Below are 21,222 nucleotides of genomic sequence, written 5' to 3' on the forward strand. Positions count from 1 at the left end.
TTCTACAACAATCACCCGAATACAGCCTGAAAGACCTCTTCTACCCTACTCACGGGCTTGATAGCTATTTGGTATTTACCATCGCTTAGCCCTTTGGTATTGTACTTGGAAATATAAATCGTTTCAAAGCCCAGTTTCTCCGCCTCTGCAATGCGTTGCTCGATGCGGTTGACCGCCCGTATTTCACCGGAAAGCCCCACTTCTCCCGCAAAGGCGGATGTGGCCGGAACGGGGATGTCCTGTTGGGACGAAATGATAGCAATAATCGCGGCCAAATCAATGGCCGGGTCTTCCACACGTAAACCACCGGCCATGTTGAGGAATACATCCTGCGCACTCAGTCGAAAACCAAATCGTTTTTCGAGTACAGCAAGCAACATATTCATCCGCCGGGTGTCAAATCCGGTGGATGACCGTTGAGGGGTGCCATAAGCGGAGGTGCTTACCAATGCCTGTACCTCGATGAGCATGGGCCGTGCACCCTCTACCAGCACCGCAATGGCTATACCACTCATGCTGTCCTCGCGCTGGGAAAGCAAAATCTCCGATGGGTTGCTCACCTCGCGCAGGCCAGACCCCTGCATTTCATAAATGCCCAACTCAGCGGCCGACCCGAAACGGTTTTTCACGGCACGCAAGATGCGGTATACGTGATGGCGATCGCCCTCGAATTGCAACACGGTGTCTACCATGTGTTCCAGTACTTTAGGCCCTGCAATGGCGCCGTCCTTGGTGATGTGTCCCACAATGAATACCGGAATGGCGGTTTCTTTGGCAAAGCGCAAGAGCTCTGCCGTACATTCGCGTACCTGCGAGACGCTGCCAGGAGCCGAGTCGATTTGGGCCGAATGCAGTGTCTGTATGGAGTCGATGATGACCAGCTGAGGGGCGACAGCCGTTATTTGTTTGAAAATGTTTTGCGTGGAGGTCTCGGTGAGGATAAAGCATTCGGCTTTTGACGATTGGAGCAACCGTTCGGCGCGCATCTTGAGTTGCTGTTCGCTTTCCTCTCCAGAGACGTACAAGGTTTTTGTCCCCGGCATACCGAGGGCAATCTGCAGCATCAGCGTGGACTTACCGATGCCGGGTTCGCCGCCGATGAGCACCAGGGATCCGGGGACAATACCCCCGCCAAGCACGCGGTTCAATTCGCCATCCGGCGTGATGTAGCGGCTTTCTTCCTGATGGACGATTTCGTGTATGCGTGCAGCCTTGTTTGTCCGTTTAGTGGTCGGGCCTGTGGCTGTCCGCCAATCAGGTACACGTATGTTTGCAGGTTCGACCAATTCCTCCACGAAGGTGTTCCATTCGTTGCACGATGGGCATTTGCCGAGCCATTTAGCAGACTCATACCCGCAGTTTTGGCAGAAATAGGTGGTTTTTGTTTTGGCCATTGTTAAAAGTTCGCGGTGTTGATGGCTTCGTATAGCACGTCCTGTATCCTTCCCCGGATATTGAGGCTGATCAACTTGTTGCTCACCGCCGGATGTACCCGATTGGAGAGAAAGATATATATTAGCTGTTCTTTGGGATCAATCCAGATGCAGGTGCCGGTGTATCCCGTATGTCCGAAAGTGGCATCCGAAGCTAATGCAGCGGGATAGTGCTTGGTGGTATCGGGATCCCAGCGATCAAACCCCAGTCCCCTTCTGCTGGTGGCCGATTGCCTGGACGTAAATAGGTCTACCGTCTCGGCTTTGAAATAGCGTTCGCCGCCATATATCCCCCGGTTGAGCAGTAATTGTCCATAGATGGCCAAATCGTTTGCCGAGGCAAATAATCCCGCATGGCCCGCAATGCCGCCAGCCATAGCCGCACCCTGGTCGTGTACGTAGCCTTGCAGCAAGGTTTTCCGAAACGTTTTGTCGTTTTCCGTCGGCACGATGCGGCTTCTGTCAAAACGTTGGCGGGGCAGATAACCAGCGGTCTGCATACCCAATGGACGGTAAAACGCCTCCTGGACATAGGTTTGTATGGGCATGCCCATCTGATGCTCGGCCACCTCTTTCATGACATACATGCTGATATCACTGTACACATATGATCCGGAGGCATTGATTTTGGACTGCAACATGGTAGGCCACATGACGTCTTGGTAATAGCCCGTGCGGATGTAACAACCGTCTGCTACTTTCACCGCATATGCCGCCGATGAATCGGTGCTCAGGTCACCAGGTTTCAAGTGCTGATAAAAAGCGATAAACGGAATAAAACCAGCCTCATGGAGCATGACATCCCGTAATTTAGTGCCGTTTTTGTTGGTACCCTGCGCTTGCAGCAGGTAATGGCCCATGGTGCTGTCCAAGCTGATAATGCCCCGTTCGGTGAGCCGCATGATGGTCGGGGTTGTCGCGGTAATTTTGGTTACAGATGCCAGATCAAAGATGTCAGACACCTTTGTGCGCGCCTCTTGTTCATAGGTATGATAGCCGTATGCCTTTTCAAAGATCACCTTTCCATTTTTAATGGCCATTACGACGGCGCCGGGTGTAGCCCGCTCACGGATAGCCTCCGCTACAATGGCATCGATGTTGGCTTCTAAACGGAACTTGTCGATACCCAAAGCAGCGGCGTCTGCATATTCCAGCCGTGTCTGTTCGGTGATAAAGCCAGCGCCGGAGGCGTATCTTGCCGAAAAAGACTGCGGTAGGCGCGCCGTACAGGCAACCCCTCCGTAAATGGACATCGCCGCATTTTCAGCTGCCGTCTCGGTTGCTTCCCGGCTCCATACTATCGGAAAATAAACGAAATCCAATTCGCCGAGTTTCACACCATCTCCAAATACCGCCAGTATGACTTGCTTGCCCACGGTTTGTGCATTGATGAGTTGCAATAAGCGCTTGTTTGCTAAATCAGCAGTATTTAGGGCGAAAATGAGGGTGTTATAAAATTTAAGCGCTTCGTCGAGGTCGTGGTAGGTGTCGGTTTGGTCAGGTATAAAAAAACGGTCGGTCGGAGCATAGCGCTCCAATACCTCCCCAAAAGTAGCTAAGGCTGGCTCATCCTGGTACCTGATATAAGCGATACCACGGTTTTTTAGCTCACGCAGCGGGATAACCTTTGTATGGTTATTCAACAAGACCGTATGGTTTACCTTGGGAGCATATCGCTGAGCATGGGCCCCCTGCGCTACACAAAGGCAAGTCACCAAGAGGTAGATTACCGGGTGAAAATTTTTCATATTAGACGAATATCGCTAATTTGCACAAATTATAGGTAGCTCTTGAAAAATTTGCGACTTTTGTAATTCATTTACCTGTTTCCATGTTTAATGTCAACAGTTCCTTTTATAAGTTTCTGATGGCTTTGCAAGCGAAGCTGCATACGGAGTTTGATCTCAAGGCATTGTCTGCAAATGCCTGCATGATGCATGCAGACGGGATGCCAAGCATCGTCTATTACCTATGCAGTGCCAAGGAACGCATCCCTGTAGACAGCGCTACCCGCTGCATTCACATCGATGAGGATCGATGGATAGCACAGCCGGATTTGCTGCTCAACCGGATTGCCGCATTGGCGGGGCTTGCGCAGCGCGTCCACGCCCGGAGTACCGTAGTGGCCCGGATTGACAAGCACATGGCGATGGTTTTTCAGCAAAATCATCATTTACAGGTTGCATTGCCAGGCAAATATCGTTATGGATTATTTCGTGAAGGCGAATTGGTATCCATTGCGGTATTCAGCGGTGGGAGGAAAATGGACGATAAACCAGCTGATTACCGCTCATTTGAATTGCTAAGGTTTTGCCACAAACAAGGTATCCACGTTGTGGGCGGTTTCAGCAAGCTTATCGACGCATTTCTGCAAGAATTTGACCCCGGAGATATCATGACCTATGCCGACAAGGATTGGACGGATGGCAGCAGCTACCGCAAGACAGGTTTTGTGATTGTTGGTGAAACGGCTCCTCAAGCCTTTTGGGTAGATACGAGTACGATGACGCGGTATTACGAACCGGAGCTTCCCGATGAAATTAAAGGAATACCGGCCGAAGAGCGCAAAAAGCGGGGGTATGTGCCTGTTTACAACAGCGGGAGCATAAAATTGATAAAGACCTATAAACACAACCCTGTCGTGTGAAGCTGGTAGTCATCCTTGGGCCCACGGCGTCCGGTAAAACCCAATTGGCCGTGGCATTGGCCAAACGTATAAATGGCGCAATAATTAGTGCCGATTCGCGGCAGGTATACCGGGATATGAATTTGGGTACGGGCAAGGATTTAGAAGCATATGGCGATATCCCTTACCACCTCATTGATGTTGTTGATGCTGGGGAAACGTATCATGTAACGCGGTATCGCGAAGATGTATACCACGCGCTGGATACCATCAAAGAAGCAGGTAAACAGCCGATTCTTTGCGGCGGTACGGGCTTATACATTCAGTCGATAGTGCAAGGATTTACTTATGATGTCGTCCCCGTCAATGCCACACGGCGCACGGTGCTTGAATCGTCGACTATTGAGTTGCTAAGAGAACGGCTACAGCAATTGCCGATGCCGCCGGATTTTGTTCCTGATACCAGTACCCGGAAGCGACTCATCCGTGCCATAGAAATCGCCGAGTGGTGCCAACATCATCCCTTGCCCCTCGCTTCGCGGCCCGCGTTGGAAGCTACAATCTTCGGTATCAATCCTCCTGTAGCGATCCGCAGGCAGCGCATTACAGCCAGGCTCCAGCAGCGGCTGGATATGGGCTTGCTGGACGAAGTGAAGGCATTGTTGCACAACGGCGTATCGCCAGATCGGCTGGTTTACTATGGATTGGAATATAAATATGCCGTGCAATACCTATTGGGGGAGCTGGACGAAGAAACGTTTTTTGCCCGGCTTAATACGGAAATACACCGCTTTGCCAAACGGCAGATGACTTATTTTCGAAAGATGGAAAAGGATGGACTGCATATCCATTGGCTGGCACACGGAACGATCGATGAGATGGCATCGGAAATCCTAAAAAACGATAACTGAAAAGGGGAGCTTCTCAACTCCCCTTTTCAGTTATAATTTTATCTCTACGTCTTTGCCATTGAAAAAATGGAACTCGGTGAGGTAATATGAGGCAATCGGTTTTACCTTAATCCAGCGCCCAAATTTAAAATACCATTTCATTCTGCGTGAGATTAGGCCGGATTTAATATACGCATAAATGTATGGGTGTACACCCAGCGTGATATCCTTTTCGTTTTGTTCGTGCAGGATGAAACTGAGGTTGTTTTGAATGTCGTCCATCAATACGATGCTGGATCGTATCTCTCCCGTACCGTCACATGCGGGGCATTTTTCGTTGGTGACGATGGTCATCTCGGGACGTACACGCTGCCGGGTGATCTGCACCAGCCCGAATTTGCTTGGGGGCAGTATGGTATGGCGTGCGCGGTCTGCAGCCATGCACTGCTTGAGATAGGCATGCAATTCCTTGCGATTAGTCGGTTTGTGCATGTCGATAAAATCGATCACGACGATACCTCCCATATCCCGCAGCCGCAGCTGGCGTGCAATCTCCTTGGCCGCCTCCATATTCACCTGTAGGGCATTCTCCTCTTGATTTTCCTTATTGGCCGTCCGGTTGCCGCTATTGACATCGATGACATGCAATGCCTCTGTATGCTCGATGACCAGGTACGCACCACCATGGAGGTTGACCGTTTTACCGAAAGCTGCCTTGATCTGCCGTTCGACACCGAAGTGTTCAAAAATTGGTTCCCGGTGCTTATAGAGTTTGACGATTTTCTCCAAGTCAGGAGAGATCTCCTGCACATACGAACGAGTTTCCTCAAAGATGACAGGGTCACTTACATAAATGTGCGTAAATTCATCCGTGAGGATGTCCCGCAGGATGGTCGATGTCCTATCCATTTCACCGAGCACCTTATGTGTAGGCTCGGCCCCGCGCAAGCGACTGGTCAAGACCTCCCACTTCGCAATCAGATCCAACAAATCTTTTTGCAGCTCAGCTACCCCTTTGCCTTCCGATACCGTACGGATAATGACACCGAAATTAGCGGGCTTGATACTTTCTACAATCTTTTTAAGCCGGTTGCGTTCGGTATTGCCTTTAATGCGTTTGGAAATGGATACGGCGCTTGAGAAAGGCACTAATACCACATACCTTCCTGCAATGGACAGATCCGAACTCAACCTTGGCCCTTTGGTGGAAATGGGCTCTTTGGCTATCTGGACGGGCAACAACATATTACGGGCCAATACCTCAGATATCTTGCCGGCTTTGTTGATGTCTTTTTCCAGTTTTAAACTATCGAGCAGTTTCTCTTTGTAACTGCCATTCTTTACTAATTTGGTAAGCTTGATGAGCGACTGCACCTGTGGACCCAGATCCAAATAGTGAAGGAATGCATCTTTTGAATATCCGACATCTACAAATGCGGCATTAAGCCCAGGCATGATTTTTTTTATCCTGCCTAAATAGATATCACCTACAGCGTAGTTATTATTCGCCTGTTCCTTGCTGAGCTCTACAAGCTGTTTGTCCTGAAGTAAAGCGATAGTGACTCCCTTTTCGGGAGCCGAATCGATGATTAACTCCTTTACCAACAGCTACTCTTTTTGCAAAGCAGGCAATACTGGAAATAGCACAATCATGCTACCCATTTTGTGGCTTTTATGCCATGAATGCCTGCTTTGAATGAAACAATAAAATACGTTTAATCAACACGCCCATCTTCCGGTTGTTTTCCGTGAGGCAGAGTTCAATTGTGAAACACGCTCATTTATATACCCCATTCCGGAAGTGGGTCTGCGTCAGGCAAGGTTATTTCTTCTTATGCCTGTTTTTTCTTAAACGTTTTTTACGTTTGTGAGTAGCCATTTTGTGTCTTTTTCTTTTCTTTCCGCTTGGCATAGCTTAATTTTTTTAATAATGAATAAATGAATGATTATTTGCTCAATTCATCGATTTTACGATTGATAAACTGAGTGAGGGTTGGATCTGCGGCGAGATCCCGGCTTTTTTCAAAGGCAGCTATCGCTTCGCGTTTCAACCCAATGTTTTCATAACTTGTTGCGAGGTAAAAATAAGATTCAGCATCCGGTTGTATGGATACCACGGTTTTGAACCGATCGATTGCCCGGTCGAATTGCCGTGATTGCATCGAAAACAAACCTAAACTTTTGTTTGCCTCCAGGTGATCCGGATCAGCTTTGACGACTTCCTGCAGCAACGCGATGCCGGCCATGGGGTTGTTTGTCCCACTTACGTATGCACTGCCCAATCCTGTTTTAGCAGCTAAATTAGCCGCATCCAATTCAAGTGTCTTTTCGTAAGCTTGTATGGCGCGTTCGGTGAAGGCAGCCGCCATTACGGTATCCTGTAAGTTCGTATACGCCGCACGGTATGCATTGCCTGCTTTCAACCAATGGTCAGCCGTGTTATCAAGCTTGGCAAGCTCTTCGTAGACAAAACCCAATGGTGCTGGCCTGTTTACATCGTCCCATTTGGTTGCAAGCTGTTGCAGCAAATCAATCTTTTCGGAGTTGGAAGCACTTGGTAGCTGCGCTTCTATATCCGATATTTCTTTGATGATATTGGCATTGAGCCCTTGCTTGGCTTGCTGAGCGACCAATTCGAGTGAGACTCCAGCAGCCGCACCCGCATCAGAAGTGGCAGTAGCGCCCTTATCTTCGTTGACCAATCCTTTGATAGGTTGCGCCAATAGAAAACCCATCAGTATCACGATGGATGTAATGGCGACTATCTGTTTGGTCCGTTGTTGCATGGTGGGGTAAACGTTGCCTTAGACAGAAATTATTTGTTGCCGGATTTTACTTTCTCGACAAATGTTTTCGCTGGCTTAAACGTGGGTACGTAGTGGGCAGGGATAATGATAGCGGTATTCTTGGAGATATTGCGTGCGGTTTTTTCAGCTCGTTGCTTCACTACAAAACTGCCGAAACCTCTTACGTAAACGTTCTCGCCCCCAACCATCGCGTTTTTCACGACTTTGAAAAAAGCTTCGACGGTTTCCTGAACATCTACTTTCTCTAATCCAGTCTTGTTAGAGATTTCTGCTATAATTTCTGCTTTAGTCATATCTATATTTTTTGTAATTAATTATTTTTCAACACGTAAGCCCTTTCAATGTTGGGGATGCAAAAGTATCGCTTTAAAACGATATCTTAAAATAAAATTGTTAAAATTTTGTAAATGAACTGTTTTCAAATATTGGCGAATTAAATGACGCTACAACGTTTTCGTAGATAATTATTTAAAAAGTACATGGGACGAGTCCATTTTTTACCTAATATTGGGGTTTGAATGCATATAGACCTTTATTTCAAGAGCTATGGATGGAATACAACAGTTTTCGCTGGCGGGTAAGGTGGTCGTAATCACGGGAGCAACGGGGGTTTTGGGCGAGTCGTTTGCACTTGCCACCGCGGCAGCGGGCGCTAAGGTAGCCGTGTTGGGGCGCAACAAGGAGCGGGCTGAGGCCCGGGTAGCGGCTATCAAAGCTAAAGGTGGAGAGGCGATCGCGGTCATTACAGATGTGCTGGACGAACAAGCCGTGCATGAGGCCAAAGATACGATACTGGATGCTTGGGGCACAATAGATGGCCTGGTAAATGCTGCCGGGGGTAATATCCCCGGAGCCACCATCGGTCCGGACCAGAACCTGTTTGACGCTAAAATTGCCGACACGCAGAAAGCCGTGGAACTCAATTTATTTGGCACGGTGATACCTACCCACATTTTTGGACGCGTGATAGCCGAAAAAGGTAAGGGGTCAATCGTAAATATCTCGTCATTGGCAGCCCAACAAGCCATCACCCGGGTGATGGGCTACAACATGGCTAAATGTGCCATTGAAGGTTATACGAAATGGATGGCGGTAGAATTGGCCCAGCGCTATGGTGATAAGGTGCGTGTCAATGCCATCGCCCCGGGGGTGTTCCTTACCGAACAAAACCGAACTTTGTTGACCAATCCGGATGGAACATATACCGAACGTGCCCAGCGGTTTGTAAACAATACGGCATACGGCCGGATGGGGAGCCCCGAAGAGCTGACCGGCGCATTGATTTTTCTGCTGAGCGATGCTTCGGGTTTTATCTCTGGGGAAACGATTTTGGTAGACGGCGGCTTCAATGCGTGGAGCGGGGTGTGAGGAGGGCGCAGCGCATTAGATTGATTTGATAGCTGGCAGCTAACCGCTGATGGCTGAATGCAATAAAAGAGAAAACATGGCAAAAAAACTTGAACAAACCTGGCGGTGGTATGGCCCCGCAGATACCGTTTCGCTACAAGACATCAAACAGGCTGGAGCTACTGGAGTGGTCACGGCACTACACCATATCCCGCACGGAGAGTTGTGGCCGCTGGAAGACATCCGCGAACGAAAGGCCATCATCGAAGCGGCGGGACTGACATGGAGTGTGGTGGAAAGTGTGCCCGTACATGAGGCCATCAAAACGCGCCGGCCTGATGCAGGCCCCTACATCGAAAATTACCGGCAAAGCCTGCTCAACCTCGCTGCGGAAGGTATAAAAACCGTGTGCTACAACTTTATGCCCGTATTGGACTGGACACGTACCCAGCTTGACCTGGAAATGCGGGATGGCTCGAAGGCGTTGTATTTTAATTGGAATGATCTGGCCGCCTTCGACCTTTTTGTCTTGAAGCGCGAAGGCGCTGAGCAAGATTATCCGGAAGATATTAAAGACGAAGCAAAGCGTCGATTTGAGTCTTATACACCAGCCCAACTTGATCTACTCAGCACCAACGTACTGATGGGAATCCCCGGTGAGCGAAGCATCGAACTGGACGAACTGCGGGCGAGTATCCGCGAATACGCGGCCATTGGCTTCGATGGCCTACGGCAAAACCTGATTTGGTTTTTGTCGTCCATCGCTGATGTCTGCGAAGAAAGCGGCATCAGGATGACCATACACCCCGATGATCCCCCATATCCTATCCTGGGCTTGCCACGCATTGCCAGCAATAAAGAAGACTTCCTTTATATCATTCGCGAATTGGATAAACCCTTCAATGGCATCTGCTTTTGTACGGGCTCATTGGGGGCTGGCGTATCGAATGATATTCCGGCTATTTTTGAAGCGGTAAAAGAACGGGTTTACTTCGTGCACCTGCGCAACATAAAGAAGGACGAGCAGGGTAATTTCTTCGAGGCAGACCACTTGGATGGGGATGTGAATATGTATACCGTGATGAAAGCCTTGACGGCAGAAAACCAGCTGCGGGATCAAGCCATCCCTTTCCGGCCGGATCACGGCCATCAAATGCTGGATGACCTGCAGAAGACCACAGCTCCCGGCTATTCGGCCATTGGCCGCCTGCGGGGGCTTGCCGAACTGCGGGGACTGGAGTTGGGGATTCTTGGACAATAATCGTTATCTAATTGAATAGCCATGGCTTATTTCCTTCATGATAATTTTTTGTTGCAGTCGGATACGGCGGAGGCGCTTTATCACGACTACGCTAAAGGACTACCTATCATCGACTACCATTCGCATCTCTCGCCGGATGCAGTGGCCACCGATGCGAACTTCCGCAACATCACCCACATCTGGCTTGCTGGCGACCATTATAAGTGGCGCGCGCAACGCGTGTTGGGCATTCCCGAGCAATACATTACCGGCGATGCCGATGATCGTGAGAAATTTAGGAAATGGGCCGAAGCGGTGCCTTATACCTTGCGCAACCCACTGTACCATTGGACGCACATGGAGTTGAAAAATCCATTTGGTATCCACGAATTGCTCGGTCCCGATAATGCAGATGCTATTTTCGACAGCACGCAGGTGCAGTTGCAAACGCCTGCATTTTCACCACGAGGGCTGCTCCGCCATTTCGATGTGGAGATGGTGGGTACGACGGATGACCCTGCCGATGATCTTCGGCATCACCAAACCATTGCCGAATCTGGTTTCGAGACCAGCGTGCTGCCCACCTTCAGACCCGACAAGGCCTTCCAATTAAGCAAGGGCGCTGAATATCGCCAGTACATTGAGCGACTGCAATCGAGCAGTGGCGTGGCCATTGTCGATATGGATACGTTATTGGACGCGCTTTGGAATAGGCTGTATTATTTCCACAGCCATGGGTGCCGGATTGCCGACCATGGCTTGAGCCACCTGCCCCGTAAGGGCACATCCGCGGTTTCATTAAATGAAATTTTTAAACAAGTGCTTAGCGGGGATGATCGGCTCGCCGCCGAATACGAAGAGGCATTTACATACGCCGTCCTGTCTGAGCTGTGCAAATTTTATCACGATAAAGGCTGGGTACAGCAATTCCACCTCGGCCCGTTGCGCAACACCAATAGCCGGAAGCTGCGGGAGCTTGGTGCAGATACAGGTTACGATTCTATCGGTGATTTTCCGCAGGCCGAAAGCATGCAACGATTTTTCAATGCCTTGGAAGAAGAGGGCTGCCTGGCGAAAACGGTCGTTTACAACCTCAATCCGTCTGACAATGCGGTGTTTGCGGCCATGATGGGAAATTTTCAAGGCGAAGGAATAATGGGGAAGATGCAGTTTGGATCAGGCTGGTGGTTTTTGGACCAGTTGGACGGCATGACCCAGCAAATGAACATCCTATCCAATATCGGGCTGATCAGCTGTTTCGTAGGGATGCTTACCGACTCACGTAGCTTCCTCTCGTATTCGCGCCATGAATATTTCAGGCGCTTGCTCTGCAACCTGTTTGCAGAAGACATAGCGAAAGGATTGTTGCCGAGGGACATCGGATGGACGGGCAAGATCATTCAGGATATTTGTTATTACAACGCCAAGGCTTATTTTGATTTGCCAAAGGCTTAGGCAATTAGCGGTAAAAGATAAGTACGATCTAAAAATCCAGATTATAGCGGATGCTGAGGAAAAATCCCATTTCTCGAAACGCATCATAACCCGAGCTATTGGTGCCACTCGGGGCCTGAAATTTCATCCGTGTGGGAATATCCGCAAAAAAGCCCCCATCCACGCGGAAGCTGTCGCCTACCGGAAAATAAGCACCCAAGTGTCCGCCCAAATTAAAGGGGTATTTGTAAGAAGCGGACAGAAGATTGCCCATATGCATTTCAAGCGGACTCTGGCTGCCATCGCCGCCGTCGGAGGGGTCGCCGGACAATTGGTAGTAGAAATCTACACCGGCTTTGAATCCCACAACGTCAAACGGCTTGTACGTTAGCGAAAGCGGCACGTGAAGTGCCCAATAACGAAACGTCTCGGTCGCACCGAGCCTCGGGAGCAAGGGATCGTTCGGATTTTCCGGAACCAGTTGCCGCGGATTGTCATTCGAAATTTTGAACCCTCCTGTGCGTATATTTAACCCGGCTTCCCATCCAAAAATACTTGGCCGCTTAAACATGCCATTCACCGCAATTCCTGCTGTACCCAATGCTATTGGGTTGTTTATATACCGGAAAGGCATTGCCTCTTCATCACTCCCGGGCAAGTCGTATACAAACTCATCCATGCCATACCCGAAATTTCGCATATCCGTTATGCCGGATCCTAAGGAAACCGACCAGACCACGGGTTGCTGGCCAAATGAGGACAACGCCCCGGCCCATAAGGATATCATTAGTAAACCGAAACGTAGTGCAAGCGCTTTTTTCATTGTATCAACCTGGCTAGATTAGGCAAATCTAATCATTTGTGTGCAAGCTGTTGCATTTTTTACTTGCTTTGTTTGCTACCAGATGGTTTGCACTTGCTAAGCGTGTCCAGCGGGAAGCATGCAACCTGAAATGAATAAGATCGTTCCGGGTATTATTGTGTTGAAATGCCTTTTCTGCCTAATCGTTTCAGAACCAGATAGCCGATTACTCCCGAAAGCGCCGAAGCGACCAAAATAGCAAATTTGGCCTCCGTCTGGTGATAGAGGTCGGCAAACGAAAGTAAGGCGATGAAGATAGACATCGTAAATCCGATACCTCCCATGAGACCGATAGCCAAGATTTGCAACCATTTCGTGTTTTTGGGGAGTTCACTTACTCTGAATTTTACAGCAATCCATGATAGCAGCGTGATGCCTAAGGGCTTGCCCACGAAAAGGCCAGCGATAATCCCGAGTCCCAGCGGACTAGCCAGTCCATCTATCATGTCATTTTCGAAGCGGATATTGGTGTTGGCCAGTGCAAACAGGGGCATAATAATAAAATTGACGGGTGTGCTAATAGCATGCTCGACCTGTTGGATTGGTGAATGTCCCGCTTTTTTGCCTTGTATTGGAATTGCAAAGGCCGTAAGTACACCTGCAATAGTGGCATGCACACCGGAGTGGTGGATGAGGTACCAGATAAACAAGCCAGGAATGAGGTAAAGCCAAAGGGACTTGATCCCCATACGGTTCATGAACGTTAACAGGACAAATACACCCAACGCATACAGTAAATAGGAAGCTTGGAGATCAGAGGTGTAAAAAAGGGCAATCACGAGAATCGCGCCAAGGTCGTCTACGATTGCCAGGGCGGTGAGAAACACTTTCAATGCTACCGGTACGCGCTTGCCGAGTAAAGACAGGATGCCGATGGCAAATGCAATGTCGGTAGCCATGGGAATACCCCAACCGGAGCTGGTCTCCGTGCCCGCGTTGAACAATGTGTAGATTCCGGCGGGCACCAGCATACCGCCTAAAGCGGCAAAGAACGGCAATGACGCCTTTTTCGCTGATGAAAGTTGGCCATGGGCCAACTCCTGTTTGATTTCAATACCCACCATCAGGAAGAAGACGGCCATTAAGCCGTCATTTATCCAAAGGAGGATGCTGTATCTCAAATGGACAACACCGGATTCCAAGCCGATCTCCTGTGCCAGAAGCGATTCGAATCCCGGCCCGAACGGGGAGTTTGCGACAATAAGCGAAAGGAGTAGAAAGACAAGCAGCGTTATGCCACTCGCTGAATCTGCCTCGAAAAATTGTTTGATATGCCTGCGCATCGGGATTTATATTTGTTCCGCGCGGCTAAATTAATCAAAACAACCTTTCTTGTCGCGTGGCAGGCGAAATTGTCTTCAAAACGGTTTCGCCGCTGACCCCAAGCCAAACCGGAGCCGTTCCTGCCATCGTTATCCGCAGAACGTCCATTCATCCTCCGTCCGGCCTCATTACCTGCGCAATACCTGCCGCACATCTGCGGGGTATCTGAGCCGTTGGTTTTCGGAGTCCTGTTCGCCTGTTCTCCGCTGCTCAAGCGGAGGAGCAGCGGAGAAGCACCGAAGGAGCAGCGGAGGAGTAGCGGAGAACGAGCGGAGAAGCAGCGGAGAAATAGCGGAGCAGGAGCAGTTCAGGTACAGCCCAGGTACGGAGAGGGTATCCAGCCGCAGCGGATAACGAGCGGAGTATGAGCGAAGACTGGGCGGAATGTCTGAAAGAACTCGGTGGAAAGGCAAAAAAGACTAAGGGTATCAGCTAAATTGATTGTCATAGCATAAATACTAGTTTATAAGAAATTAAAATATGTTGGGTTACTTTTTAGGAAAAGTCATTAGGTACCGGCTAAACGTATGTATCCAAAACCTTTCCAGGGCTTTTCCCAGTTTTTCGTATAAAGAGATTAGTGAATGTACTGCCGAATTTTACCAAAACCTTGCGAAGATAGGGTGGGAAGTGCTTTTTCCATCGGTGACAAAGCTAGAAGTAAGCCTGGCTACGATAGCTGAAATTTGGAAATCGAACAAACGGCTACGCCCTACCATACTTTTAATGGGGCATTATGGGAATTGGGAAGTACTCAATAAACTTCCACGGCATATAGATGTCCGTGTAAACGCCATTTATAAACCCATAAAGAATAATTTTGTCGATTACTTCGTTCGCAGCAGGAGAACTAAGCATGGTTTAAGGCTGATCAAATCCGGACATGCGCTTAGGGTTCTTTTAAAAGAGAAGGATAATAATTCGATTATCCTATTCATAGCCGATCAGTTCCCCGGGAATGGCAAAGGAATCGCTGTAGATTTCCTAAACCAGCAAACCCGAATGTTTTCGGGAGCGGAGCAACTCGCTAGACGATTAGGAGCTTTCGTGGGATACGTAGAATTGACTTCCAAGCCAAATCATATATGGAAAATGGAAATTCAGACCATCTGCGAAAATGCTTCAGAGACAGCGGATGGATGCATTACCACGATGTATGCCAAAATGTTGGAGCAGAGTATATGCAAAGACCCGGCATGGTGGTTATGGTCTCATCGGAGATGGAAATGAATCTTTCTCCCATAGGTTCAACTTGCTGAATGCTAGCTGACAGTATAGTCAATAAATAGCATCTTGAGTTCGCTTTCCCTATCCAACGTATACAACCTTAATTTGACCCGGGTCGACAGAACCTGAATAAGTATTATAGTAGATCCCGGTTATAAAAGTTGTCGCTTGATTTTTTATTTTTAACGACATAAATGCGTTATCCGTTATTTTGAAAAACAGCAGTATATGAGTGAACCCCATGAGATACTACATCAACATTTGATGAGCTTTGCAGCACTGACGCCCAACGATATCATCGAAAGCCAGACTTACTGGAAAACGCGTACGATTAAAAAAGGGGATTTTTTTAATATGCAAAATGTGGTCTGTAATGATCTGGGTTTGGTACTTAAAGGGATTTTCAGGATTTATTATAATGATCCGGTGACGGACGAACAGAAGAATATTTTCTTCATTTCCGAGAACCAGTTTATCGTATCGTTTAGGAGTTTTATCACGCGCTACCCTTGCGCCTATTTCATAGAGGCAATGGAAGACTCCGAAATCATATATATTACGTACCGTGATTTAAACCATTTGTATGATACCTATCATGGATGGAGTAAATTTGGCCGCTTACTGGCGGAGTTGTTTTTCAATTATTCCCAGGCCCGAGCGGAGGAGTTCCTGTTCAATTCGCATGAAGAGCGTTACGTCAAATTACTGGAAGAGCATCCTGACATCGTAAACCGCATCCCGGCTTACCACATCTCGTCTTACTTGGGGATCACGAATCCCTCGTTGAGCCGTATCCGTAAGCGCATTAATCGTTGAGCATAGCCCCCTTTTGGGCTACGCTCGTTTATTGGTTTTCTTTTGTTGGATGTATTGATAGCAGGAACCGGCTATGAATAGTACCAGTATGACCAGCAGCGTTTTGCCGATCAGCGGATCACCGGGGCCGCTGGCTAAGGGCGCTTTCAATGGAACACGGGTAAGGGTTTCGTTTACTGTAGGAATCATGGAAAGAAAAAAGCTGAACGAAAGGAAAAAGTTCTCAAAATAGCGGGCCTTGTTATTCCCTGTTTTCCACTGGTGAAGAACAAATGCGCCAACCACGAGGGCCAGCACGAGTAACGACAACACATGTCCGGGGTTGAATCCTCCTGCCCTGCTCAAGCCTAAGGCGGTTGCAGAGGTAATGATGGTTCCAAAGAAGTAGGTGTTCCCGCTTTTGCTTTCGAGGTTTATTTTTCCATGTTTCACAAAGGAAGCTAACGCTGCGACGATGGCAATGATACCGACTGCGGTATGAAAAATGCCTAAATTTGATAATCCCATTTTTAAATGTTTTTACAAAATTTGGCAAAAGCGAAATGCGTTTTTTTCACTTAAGTTAAACAGTACGTAATTTTTCTTTTTCTTTTTTCGCAATTACCCCCCTAATTTGTCGTTTTTGCATGCATGCGCGTACGTGGCGTTACCGTAACTTTGAATAAACTAAATTAGAAGACACGTATGGCAACTCAAATTTTTGTGAACCTTCCGGTTAAAGACCTGAACGTATCTGTAGCGTTTTTCACCAAACTGGGTTATACATTTAACCCACAATTTACTGACGAGAAAGCAACTTGTATGATCATTAGCGATACCATTTATGTGATGCTGCTAACTGTGCCTTTCTTCCAGACGTTTACCAAAAAAGAAATTGTAGATGCCCACAAGGCGGTGGAGTGCTTGATTGCTTTATCTGCCGACAGTAAAGATGCCGTCAACGAAATGGTAGATAAAGCACAAGCAGCAGGTGCCACAATACCTAACCCCGCCACGGACTACGGCTTTATGTACCAGCATAGCTTTGAAGATCTGGACGGCCACCATTGGGAATTTGTATGGATGGATCCAAACGGTGTTCCTGAGCATCAGGGGTAAACGGACCACAGGTTTTTTTAAGTTGAATTTTTATAATCCTCCACCATCATTTATTTCAAATTCCGCTCTTTTAAAAGATTTCCAAATTCTTTATTTATATTTCGATTTGTTAATCAACTTATACGCAAAAAACACTCTGAAATACAAAGCGAATAAAAATACGTTGTATTTCAAAGTGTTTTAGGAAATGTTAACCAGAATTATCCAAGGCGAGGAAGAAATCCCTTTGGAACACCAACGACAATATAAGGCATAAAAAAGGAGACGAACTTATCGAATTAATAAACAAGTCTTGGCTGGGAATGGCTATACTGCGCCCTTTGCAAATGCCCATCCACAACAGCAGCTTTCAATTTTTGGGGTATCAATTCAAATTCCGGTACTCATTTGGTGGCATCCCTGTTTTTTGTTTGAATAAGCGAGTAAAGTGCTGAGGGTATTTAAACCCCAATTCAAAAGCAATTTCATTAATAGTTTTGTTGCTGTCGAAAATCTTGTTTTTGGCAACGTCAATAATTTTGTTCTGAATATATTCCTGTGCAGACTTTCCGGTTTCTTTCTTGATTAAATCGCCGAAATAATTAGTCGACAAATGCAGTTCATCGGCACAGAGGGCAACTGATGGCAAACCAATATGAATAGGCTTATCTGATGCAAAATAGCTGTTCAACAATTCTTCAAATCGCTCTAAAATGCCTTTATTGACATGTTCACGGGTTATAAACTGACGGTCATAAAACCGGTCGCAATAATTCAGGAACAATTCAATATTTGAGACAATCAGCTTTTTGCTGTGTTTATCAACCGAATGCTGCAATTCTATATTAATTTTAGAAAAACAATCCAATACCAATTCACGTTCCTTTGCCGATAGATGCAGCGCCTCATTTGTATTGTAGGAAAAAAAACTATATTCACTGATGCCTTTGGCAAGAGAAGTGCCGCGTATCAGGTCGGGATGAAAAACCAGTCCATGACCTACTGGCTGATAATAATCTGTTTTATTTTCCACATCCAGCACCTGTCCGGGCGAAATAAACACCAATGTTCCCTCCTGATAGTCATAAGTATGTCGCCCGTATTTTAAATCCCCACATTTCACATCTTTCAGGAAGATACAATAAATCCCGAAGTTCATTTTATGACCTGTCCTTTGGTTGGCTTTTGAAAAGTCTATCACGCTTACCAACGGATGTAATGTCTCGTGGTTATTAAAAGCATTATAATCACTTATCGTATCGAAATTGATTACCTGTTCCATTGGTTCTATTTGTTAGTAACACAAATTTAAGCATTCTGCCATAGGTCTAACCATACGCCATACCCAATCAGTAATATTGGTAGTGAAAACAGTAATCCATATACCAATGTGGTTATTATTAATGTGGAATTTTGCTAAAATATTGGGTAGAGGAAATATGGTGGGCTTACCAACTAATTGAATAAACTGATTTCAAAATAAGAAGATGCAAAAAAGAACATTGGGCAATAGCGGATTGGAAGTATCCGCATTGGGCTTGGGCTGCATGGGTTTAAGCTTCGGATATGGAAAACCGACCGAAAAAAACGACGCGATCAAACTATTGCGTTCGGCTTATAAGCAGGGCATTACTTTCTTCGATACGGCCGAAGCCTACGGTCCTTATGCCAATGAAGAATTGGTGGGTGAAGCGCTTGCGCCGTTCCGCAAGGAAGTGGTTGTTGCCACCAAGTTTGGCTTCAAAGACGGTAGGCCCGAATTAGGGATGGACAGCCGTCCTGAGACCATCAAAGCGGTTGCGGAAGCAGCATTGAAAAGGTTAAAGACTGATTACATTGATTTGTTTTATCAACATAGGGTTGACCCCGACGTGCCGATTGAAGAAGTTGCGGGAACGGTAAAGGACTTGATAAAAGAAGGCAAAGTAAAACACTTCGGGTTATCGGAAGCAGGGACGGGAACCATACGCAGGGCACATGCCATACAACCTGTTACCGCATTGCAAAGCGAATATTCGATGTTTTTCCGCGAACCCGAAAAGGAAATCATACCGACATTGGAAGAATTGGGCATTGGTTTCGTTCCGTTCAGTCCGTTGGGCAAAGGTTTCCTAACAGGTGCAATAAACAAACACACAAAATTTGACAAATCCGATTTCAGGAGCATTGTGCCACGCTTCTCCCCCGAAAATTTAGCAGCCAATCAGGAATTGGTTGAATTGCTGAAAGCCATCGCAAAAGCCGACAACGAAACCCCGGCGCAGATCGCATTGGCCTGGCTCCTTGCCCAAAAGCCGTGGATAGTCCCGATACCCGGCACTACAAAGCTGCACCGTTTGGAAGAAAACATCGGCAGTGAAAGTGTTGTACTGACAAAAGGTGATTTAAGAAGGATCAATGCAGCGTTGGACGAAATAGAAATATCAGGCGAACGCTACCCCGCACATTTACAGGGAAGGGTAGGTAAATAGATGAAAACAGAAAATAACCTAAAATAATGGACAAAAAAGACAGCAAAAATGGCATCGGTAAAGCATTGCTGAATGCTTTGTCAGTGTGCGCCATTGTCACCACCGTTTCATCGTGTACGACAACAGCAGAAAACAAGGACAATCTGGTTATCAAAGAACAAGGGGCATTTTCGGCGGGCGGTAAGGTAATCAAAAGCGAGGGGACATTTGACCCGCTCAAACCGTGGAACGAGGCACAGGGTGGACAGACAAGGCATGGAGACCATGCCGATGTATTTTACCAAATCCCTGTAAATGCCAAGCAAAATGCAATGGTATTCCTGCACGGCTACGGGCAATCCAGACGCAGTTGGCAAACCACCGCAGACGGACGGGAGGGCTTTGCCGACATTTTTTTGCGCAAAGGTTACGGTGTGTACCTTGTTGACCAACCGGGGCGCGGCGATGCGGGACAAACCACAACACCTGCACAAATCTCGGCTACACCCGATGACCAGACCTGGTTTACGCAATTCCGTATCGGTTTATATCCCGATTTCAACGAGGGTGTACAGTTCCCCAAAGATGAAAAATCGCTCGACCAATTTTTCCGCATGATGACACCCAGCACAGGCAATATTGATGAACAGACCATAGTCAATGCAATGTCTGCGGTGTTTGACAGGTCGGCCGATGGCATCCTGTTTACACATTCGGCAGGCGGAGCGCCGGGCTGGAAAACTGCCATCAGGAATGAGCGTGTAAAAGCGATTGTTTCCTATGAACCGGGGGGATTTGTTTTTCCCGAGGGCGAAACACCCGAAGGCAACCGTGGAGGCAGGGGCATACCTCTTGGTGAGTTTTTAAAGCTGACCAAAATCCCCATCGTCGTTTATTTTGGCGACTACATCCCGGAAGAAGAAACCAGCGCTGCCTCGCTCAACTTTTGGCGAAGTGTGCTGGCCACGGCAAGGCAGTGGGCAAAGGTTGTAAATGCTCACGGCGGCGATGCCACCATTGTTCACCTACCCGAAATCGGCATAAAAGGAAATACACATTTCCCGATGTCAGATTTAAACAACAAAGAAGTGGCAGAAATCTTGGCGACCTGGCTAAAAGAAAAACGGTTGGATCAGTAAAACAAATTACATGATAAAACTAAAAAAACCGCTTTAAAAATTTTCACTTAAATAAACAAGGATATGAAAACAGTATCAATACTCGGAGCGTGTCTATTGATGTTGGCTGTCCAGACGCTTTTTGCACAAACCGAAAATGCAAGCGTGGAGCAGCAGGAAATCATTGACCTTTCAAAAGAGAAATGGCTTTGGATGGCAGACAAAAAAGCCGATACACTGGCCGATTTATTTCATGAGAAGTCCATGTTCGTTCACATGGGCGGCGCTTGGGGAAGGCAACGGGAAGTGGATGTAATCAAAAGCGGAGGCATTTGGTACAAGAAAGCGGCAGTATATTCAGTTATAGTCAACATTATTGGTAATACGGCCATTCTCTTAAATGACATTGATTTGGAAGCGGTAGTTGGCGGCAATACGGTTACAAATCCTTTTATGGTGACCGAAGTGTATATCAAAGAAAACGGCAAATGGAAGATGGGGTCACTCACTTTTTCTCGTCTGCTCCGTCCAGTTAAAATGGACGGCAATAACAGTAACCAGTAGCCCGCAGC

The 21,222-nt window shown here is 47.4% G+C and carries 21 protein-coding genes; 11 read left to right on the top strand and 10 right to left on the bottom strand.

Going from position 1 to position 21,222, the window contains the following annotated elements:
• Nucleotides 1-11: 11 nt before the first annotated feature.
• Nucleotides 12-1,394 carry a DNA repair protein RadA gene (gene radA, locus BMW65_RS14225; RefSeq protein ID WP_090606338.1) on the bottom strand — a complete coding sequence of 461 codons (1,383 nt, stop codon included), beginning with the start codon at nt 1,392-1,394 and terminating at the stop codon, nt 12-14.
• Nucleotides 1,395-1,396: 2 nt separating this feature from the next.
• Nucleotides 1,397-3,181: a serine hydrolase domain-containing protein gene (locus BMW65_RS14230; RefSeq protein WP_090606339.1), complete on the bottom strand. Its 1,785-nt coding sequence runs from the start codon at nt 3,179-3,181 to the stop codon at nt 1,397-1,399.
• 119 nt (nt 3,182-3,300) lie between these two features.
• Here BMW65_RS14230 and BMW65_RS14235 point away from each other — a divergent pair, with 119 nt between their 5' ends.
• Together BMW65_RS14235 and miaA are read left to right on the top strand one after the other, a co-directional pair.
• Entirely contained in the window at nt 3,301-4,080 is a 780-nt protein-coding gene (locus BMW65_RS14235) for a hypothetical protein (RefSeq protein ID WP_143053888.1), read from the top strand.
• Nucleotides 4,077-4,970 (top strand): tRNA (adenosine(37)-N6)-dimethylallyltransferase MiaA, encoded by an 894-nt coding sequence (gene miaA / locus BMW65_RS14240; RefSeq protein ID WP_218145415.1) that lies wholly within the window; start codon nt 4,077-4,079, stop codon nt 4,968-4,970. Before BMW65_RS14235 ends, miaA begins: the two co-directional genes overlap by 4 nt.
• Before the next feature lie 30 nt (nt 4,971-5,000).
• On the opposite strand, the gene BMW65_RS14245 is transcribed toward miaA, so the two are convergent.
• The 3 genes from BMW65_RS14245 to BMW65_RS14255 all read right to left on the bottom strand — a co-directional run bounded on the left by BMW65_RS14245 (nt 5,001) and on the right by BMW65_RS14255 (nt 8,049).
• Nucleotides 5,001-6,554 carry an Rne/Rng family ribonuclease gene (locus tag BMW65_RS14245; protein WP_090606342.1) on the bottom strand — a complete coding sequence of 518 codons (1,554 nt, stop codon included), beginning with the start codon at nt 6,552-6,554 and terminating at the stop codon, nt 5,001-5,003.
• A 341-nt stretch (nt 6,555-6,895) separates the two neighbouring features.
• Nucleotides 6,896-7,735, bottom strand: coding sequence for a tetratricopeptide repeat protein (locus tag BMW65_RS14250; RefSeq protein WP_090606343.1), 840 nt, complete (start codon nt 7,733-7,735; stop codon nt 6,896-6,898).
• A 29-nt stretch (nt 7,736-7,764) separates the two neighbouring features.
• Complete coding sequence (locus BMW65_RS14255) at nt 7,765-8,049, bottom strand: HU family DNA-binding protein (RefSeq protein ID WP_090606344.1); 285 nt, start codon at nt 8,047-8,049, stop codon at nt 7,765-7,767.
• A gap of 253 nt (nt 8,050-8,302) precedes the next feature.
• Between BMW65_RS14255 and BMW65_RS14260 the strand changes: the two genes are divergently transcribed.
• The 3 genes from BMW65_RS14260 to uxaC all read left to right on the top strand — a co-directional run bounded on the left by BMW65_RS14260 (nt 8,303) and on the right by uxaC (nt 11,798).
• Complete coding sequence (locus BMW65_RS14260) at nt 8,303-9,124, top strand: SDR family oxidoreductase (protein WP_090606345.1); 822 nt, start codon at nt 8,303-8,305, stop codon at nt 9,122-9,124.
• 76 nt (nt 9,125-9,200) lie between these two features.
• Nucleotides 9,201-10,364: a mannonate dehydratase gene (gene uxuA / locus BMW65_RS14265; RefSeq protein ID WP_177181138.1), complete on the top strand. Its 1,164-nt coding sequence runs from the start codon at nt 9,201-9,203 to the stop codon at nt 10,362-10,364.
• Nucleotides 10,365-10,385: 21 nt separating this feature from the next.
• Entirely contained in the window at nt 10,386-11,798 is a 1,413-nt protein-coding gene (gene uxaC / locus BMW65_RS14270; RefSeq protein ID WP_090606348.1) for a glucuronate isomerase, read from the top strand.
• 28 nt (nt 11,799-11,826) lie between these two features.
• Here uxaC and BMW65_RS14275 read toward each other — a convergent pair whose 3' ends face one another.
• The 3 genes from BMW65_RS14275 to BMW65_RS23915 all read right to left on the bottom strand — a co-directional run bounded on the left by BMW65_RS14275 (nt 11,827) and on the right by BMW65_RS23915 (nt 14,375).
• Nucleotides 11,827-12,600, bottom strand: a complete 774-nt coding sequence (locus BMW65_RS14275) for a hypothetical protein (RefSeq protein WP_090606349.1) — start codon at nt 12,598-12,600, stop codon at nt 11,827-11,829.
• A gap of 152 nt (nt 12,601-12,752) precedes the next feature.
• Nucleotides 12,753-13,922, bottom strand: a complete 1,170-nt coding sequence (nhaA, locus tag BMW65_RS14280) for a Na+/H+ antiporter NhaA (RefSeq protein ID WP_090606350.1) — start codon at nt 13,920-13,922, stop codon at nt 12,753-12,755.
• Between the two features lie 168 nt (nt 13,923-14,090).
• Nucleotides 14,091-14,375, bottom strand: a complete 285-nt coding sequence (locus tag BMW65_RS23915; protein ID WP_143053890.1) for a hypothetical protein — start codon at nt 14,373-14,375, stop codon at nt 14,091-14,093.
• 67 nt (nt 14,376-14,442) lie between these two features.
• Here BMW65_RS23915 and BMW65_RS14285 point away from each other — a divergent pair, with 67 nt between their 5' ends.
• Nucleotides 14,443-15,192: a lysophospholipid acyltransferase family protein gene (locus BMW65_RS14285; RefSeq protein WP_090606352.1), complete on the top strand. Its 750-nt coding sequence runs from the start codon at nt 14,443-14,445 to the stop codon at nt 15,190-15,192.
• A gap of 225 nt (nt 15,193-15,417) precedes the next feature.
• Nucleotides 15,418-16,005, top strand: a complete 588-nt coding sequence (locus BMW65_RS14290) for a Crp/Fnr family transcriptional regulator (protein WP_090606353.1) — start codon at nt 15,418-15,420, stop codon at nt 16,003-16,005.
• Between the two features lie 18 nt (nt 16,006-16,023).
• On the opposite strand, the gene BMW65_RS14295 is transcribed toward BMW65_RS14290, so the two are convergent.
• Nucleotides 16,024-16,512 (bottom strand): hypothetical protein, encoded by a 489-nt coding sequence (locus BMW65_RS14295; protein ID WP_090606354.1) that lies wholly within the window; start codon nt 16,510-16,512, stop codon nt 16,024-16,026.
• Nucleotides 16,513-16,689: 177 nt separating this feature from the next.
• On the opposite strand from BMW65_RS14295, the gene BMW65_RS14300 reads away from it, so the two are divergent.
• Nucleotides 16,690-17,103: a VOC family protein gene (locus BMW65_RS14300; protein ID WP_090606355.1), complete on the top strand. Its 414-nt coding sequence runs from the start codon at nt 16,690-16,692 to the stop codon at nt 17,101-17,103.
• A 364-nt stretch (nt 17,104-17,467) separates the two neighbouring features.
• Here the strand turns inward: BMW65_RS14300 and BMW65_RS14305 are convergent, their stop codons facing one another.
• Nucleotides 17,468-18,364 carry a helix-turn-helix domain-containing protein gene (locus tag BMW65_RS14305; protein WP_090606357.1) on the bottom strand — a complete coding sequence of 299 codons (897 nt, stop codon included), beginning with the start codon at nt 18,362-18,364 and terminating at the stop codon, nt 17,468-17,470.
• A 205-nt stretch (nt 18,365-18,569) separates the two neighbouring features.
• Here BMW65_RS14305 and BMW65_RS14310 point away from each other — a divergent pair, with 205 nt between their 5' ends.
• The 3 genes from BMW65_RS14310 (at nt 18,570) to BMW65_RS14320 (ending at nt 21,214) form a co-directional block, all read left to right on the top strand.
• A complete protein-coding gene (locus tag BMW65_RS14310; RefSeq protein WP_090606358.1) occupies nt 18,570-19,553 on the top strand; it encodes an aldo/keto reductase in 984 nt (327 codons plus the stop codon).
• 26 nt (nt 19,554-19,579) lie between these two features.
• On the top strand, nt 19,580-20,671 hold the full coding sequence (locus BMW65_RS14315; protein WP_090606359.1) for an alpha/beta hydrolase: 1,092 nt from the start codon (nt 19,580-19,582) through the stop codon (nt 20,669-20,671).
• 63 nt (nt 20,672-20,734) lie between these two features.
• Entirely contained in the window at nt 20,735-21,214 is a 480-nt protein-coding gene (locus BMW65_RS14320) for a nuclear transport factor 2 family protein (protein WP_090606360.1), read from the top strand.
• Nucleotides 21,215-21,222 lie beyond the last annotated feature (8 nt).

This window comes from Parapedobacter koreensis, from assembly GCF_900109365.1.
Lineage (GTDB): Bacteria > Bacteroidota > Bacteroidia > Sphingobacteriales > Sphingobacteriaceae > Parapedobacter > Parapedobacter koreensis.

Bases quoted from the DNA above. Each gene is read 5' to 3' on its own strand.
- BMW65_RS14285 (WP_090606352.1), top strand. From the start codon at position 14,443: ATGTTGGGTTACTTTTTAGGAAAAGTCATTAGGTACCGGCTAAACGTA.
- uxuA (WP_177181138.1), top strand. From the start codon at position 9,201: ATGGCAAAAAAACTTGAACAAACCTGGCGGTGGTATGGCCCCGCAGAT.
- BMW65_RS14305 (WP_090606357.1), bottom strand. From the start codon at position 18,364: ATGGAACAGGTAATCAATTTCGATACGATAAGTGATTATAATGCTTTT.
- BMW65_RS14275 (WP_090606349.1), bottom strand. From the start codon at position 12,600: ATGAAAAAAGCGCTTGCACTACGTTTCGGTTTACTAATGATATCCTTA.
- BMW65_RS14290 (WP_090606353.1), top strand. From the start codon at position 15,418: ATGAGTGAACCCCATGAGATACTACATCAACATTTGATGAGCTTTGCA.
- BMW65_RS14300 (WP_090606355.1), top strand. From the start codon at position 16,690: ATGGCAACTCAAATTTTTGTGAACCTTCCGGTTAAAGACCTGAACGTA.
- BMW65_RS14295 (WP_090606354.1), bottom strand. From the start codon at position 16,512: ATGGGATTATCAAATTTAGGCATTTTTCATACCGCAGTCGGTATCATT.
- uxaC (WP_090606348.1), top strand. From the start codon at position 10,386: ATGGCTTATTTCCTTCATGATAATTTTTTGTTGCAGTCGGATACGGCG.
- BMW65_RS14250 (WP_090606343.1), bottom strand. From the start codon at position 7,735: ATGCAACAACGGACCAAACAGATAGTCGCCATTACATCCATCGTGATA.
- BMW65_RS14315 (WP_090606359.1), top strand. From the start codon at position 19,580: ATGGACAAAAAAGACAGCAAAAATGGCATCGGTAAAGCATTGCTGAAT.
- BMW65_RS14235 (WP_143053888.1), top strand. From the start codon at position 3,301: ATGGCTTTGCAAGCGAAGCTGCATACGGAGTTTGATCTCAAGGCATTG.
- BMW65_RS14310 (WP_090606358.1), top strand. From the start codon at position 18,570: ATGCAAAAAAGAACATTGGGCAATAGCGGATTGGAAGTATCCGCATTG.
- radA (WP_090606338.1), bottom strand. From the start codon at position 1,394: ATGGCCAAAACAAAAACCACCTATTTCTGCCAAAACTGCGGGTATGAG.
- BMW65_RS14260 (WP_090606345.1), top strand. From the start codon at position 8,303: ATGGATGGAATACAACAGTTTTCGCTGGCGGGTAAGGTGGTCGTAATC.
- BMW65_RS14230 (WP_090606339.1), bottom strand. From the start codon at position 3,181: ATGAAAAATTTTCACCCGGTAATCTACCTCTTGGTGACTTGCCTTTGT.
- BMW65_RS14320 (WP_090606360.1), top strand. From the start codon at position 20,735: ATGAAAACAGTATCAATACTCGGAGCGTGTCTATTGATGTTGGCTGTC.
- nhaA (WP_090606350.1), bottom strand. From the start codon at position 13,922: ATGCGCAGGCATATCAAACAATTTTTCGAGGCAGATTCAGCGAGTGGC.
- BMW65_RS14255 (WP_090606344.1), bottom strand. From the start codon at position 8,049: ATGACTAAAGCAGAAATTATAGCAGAAATCTCTAACAAGACTGGATTA.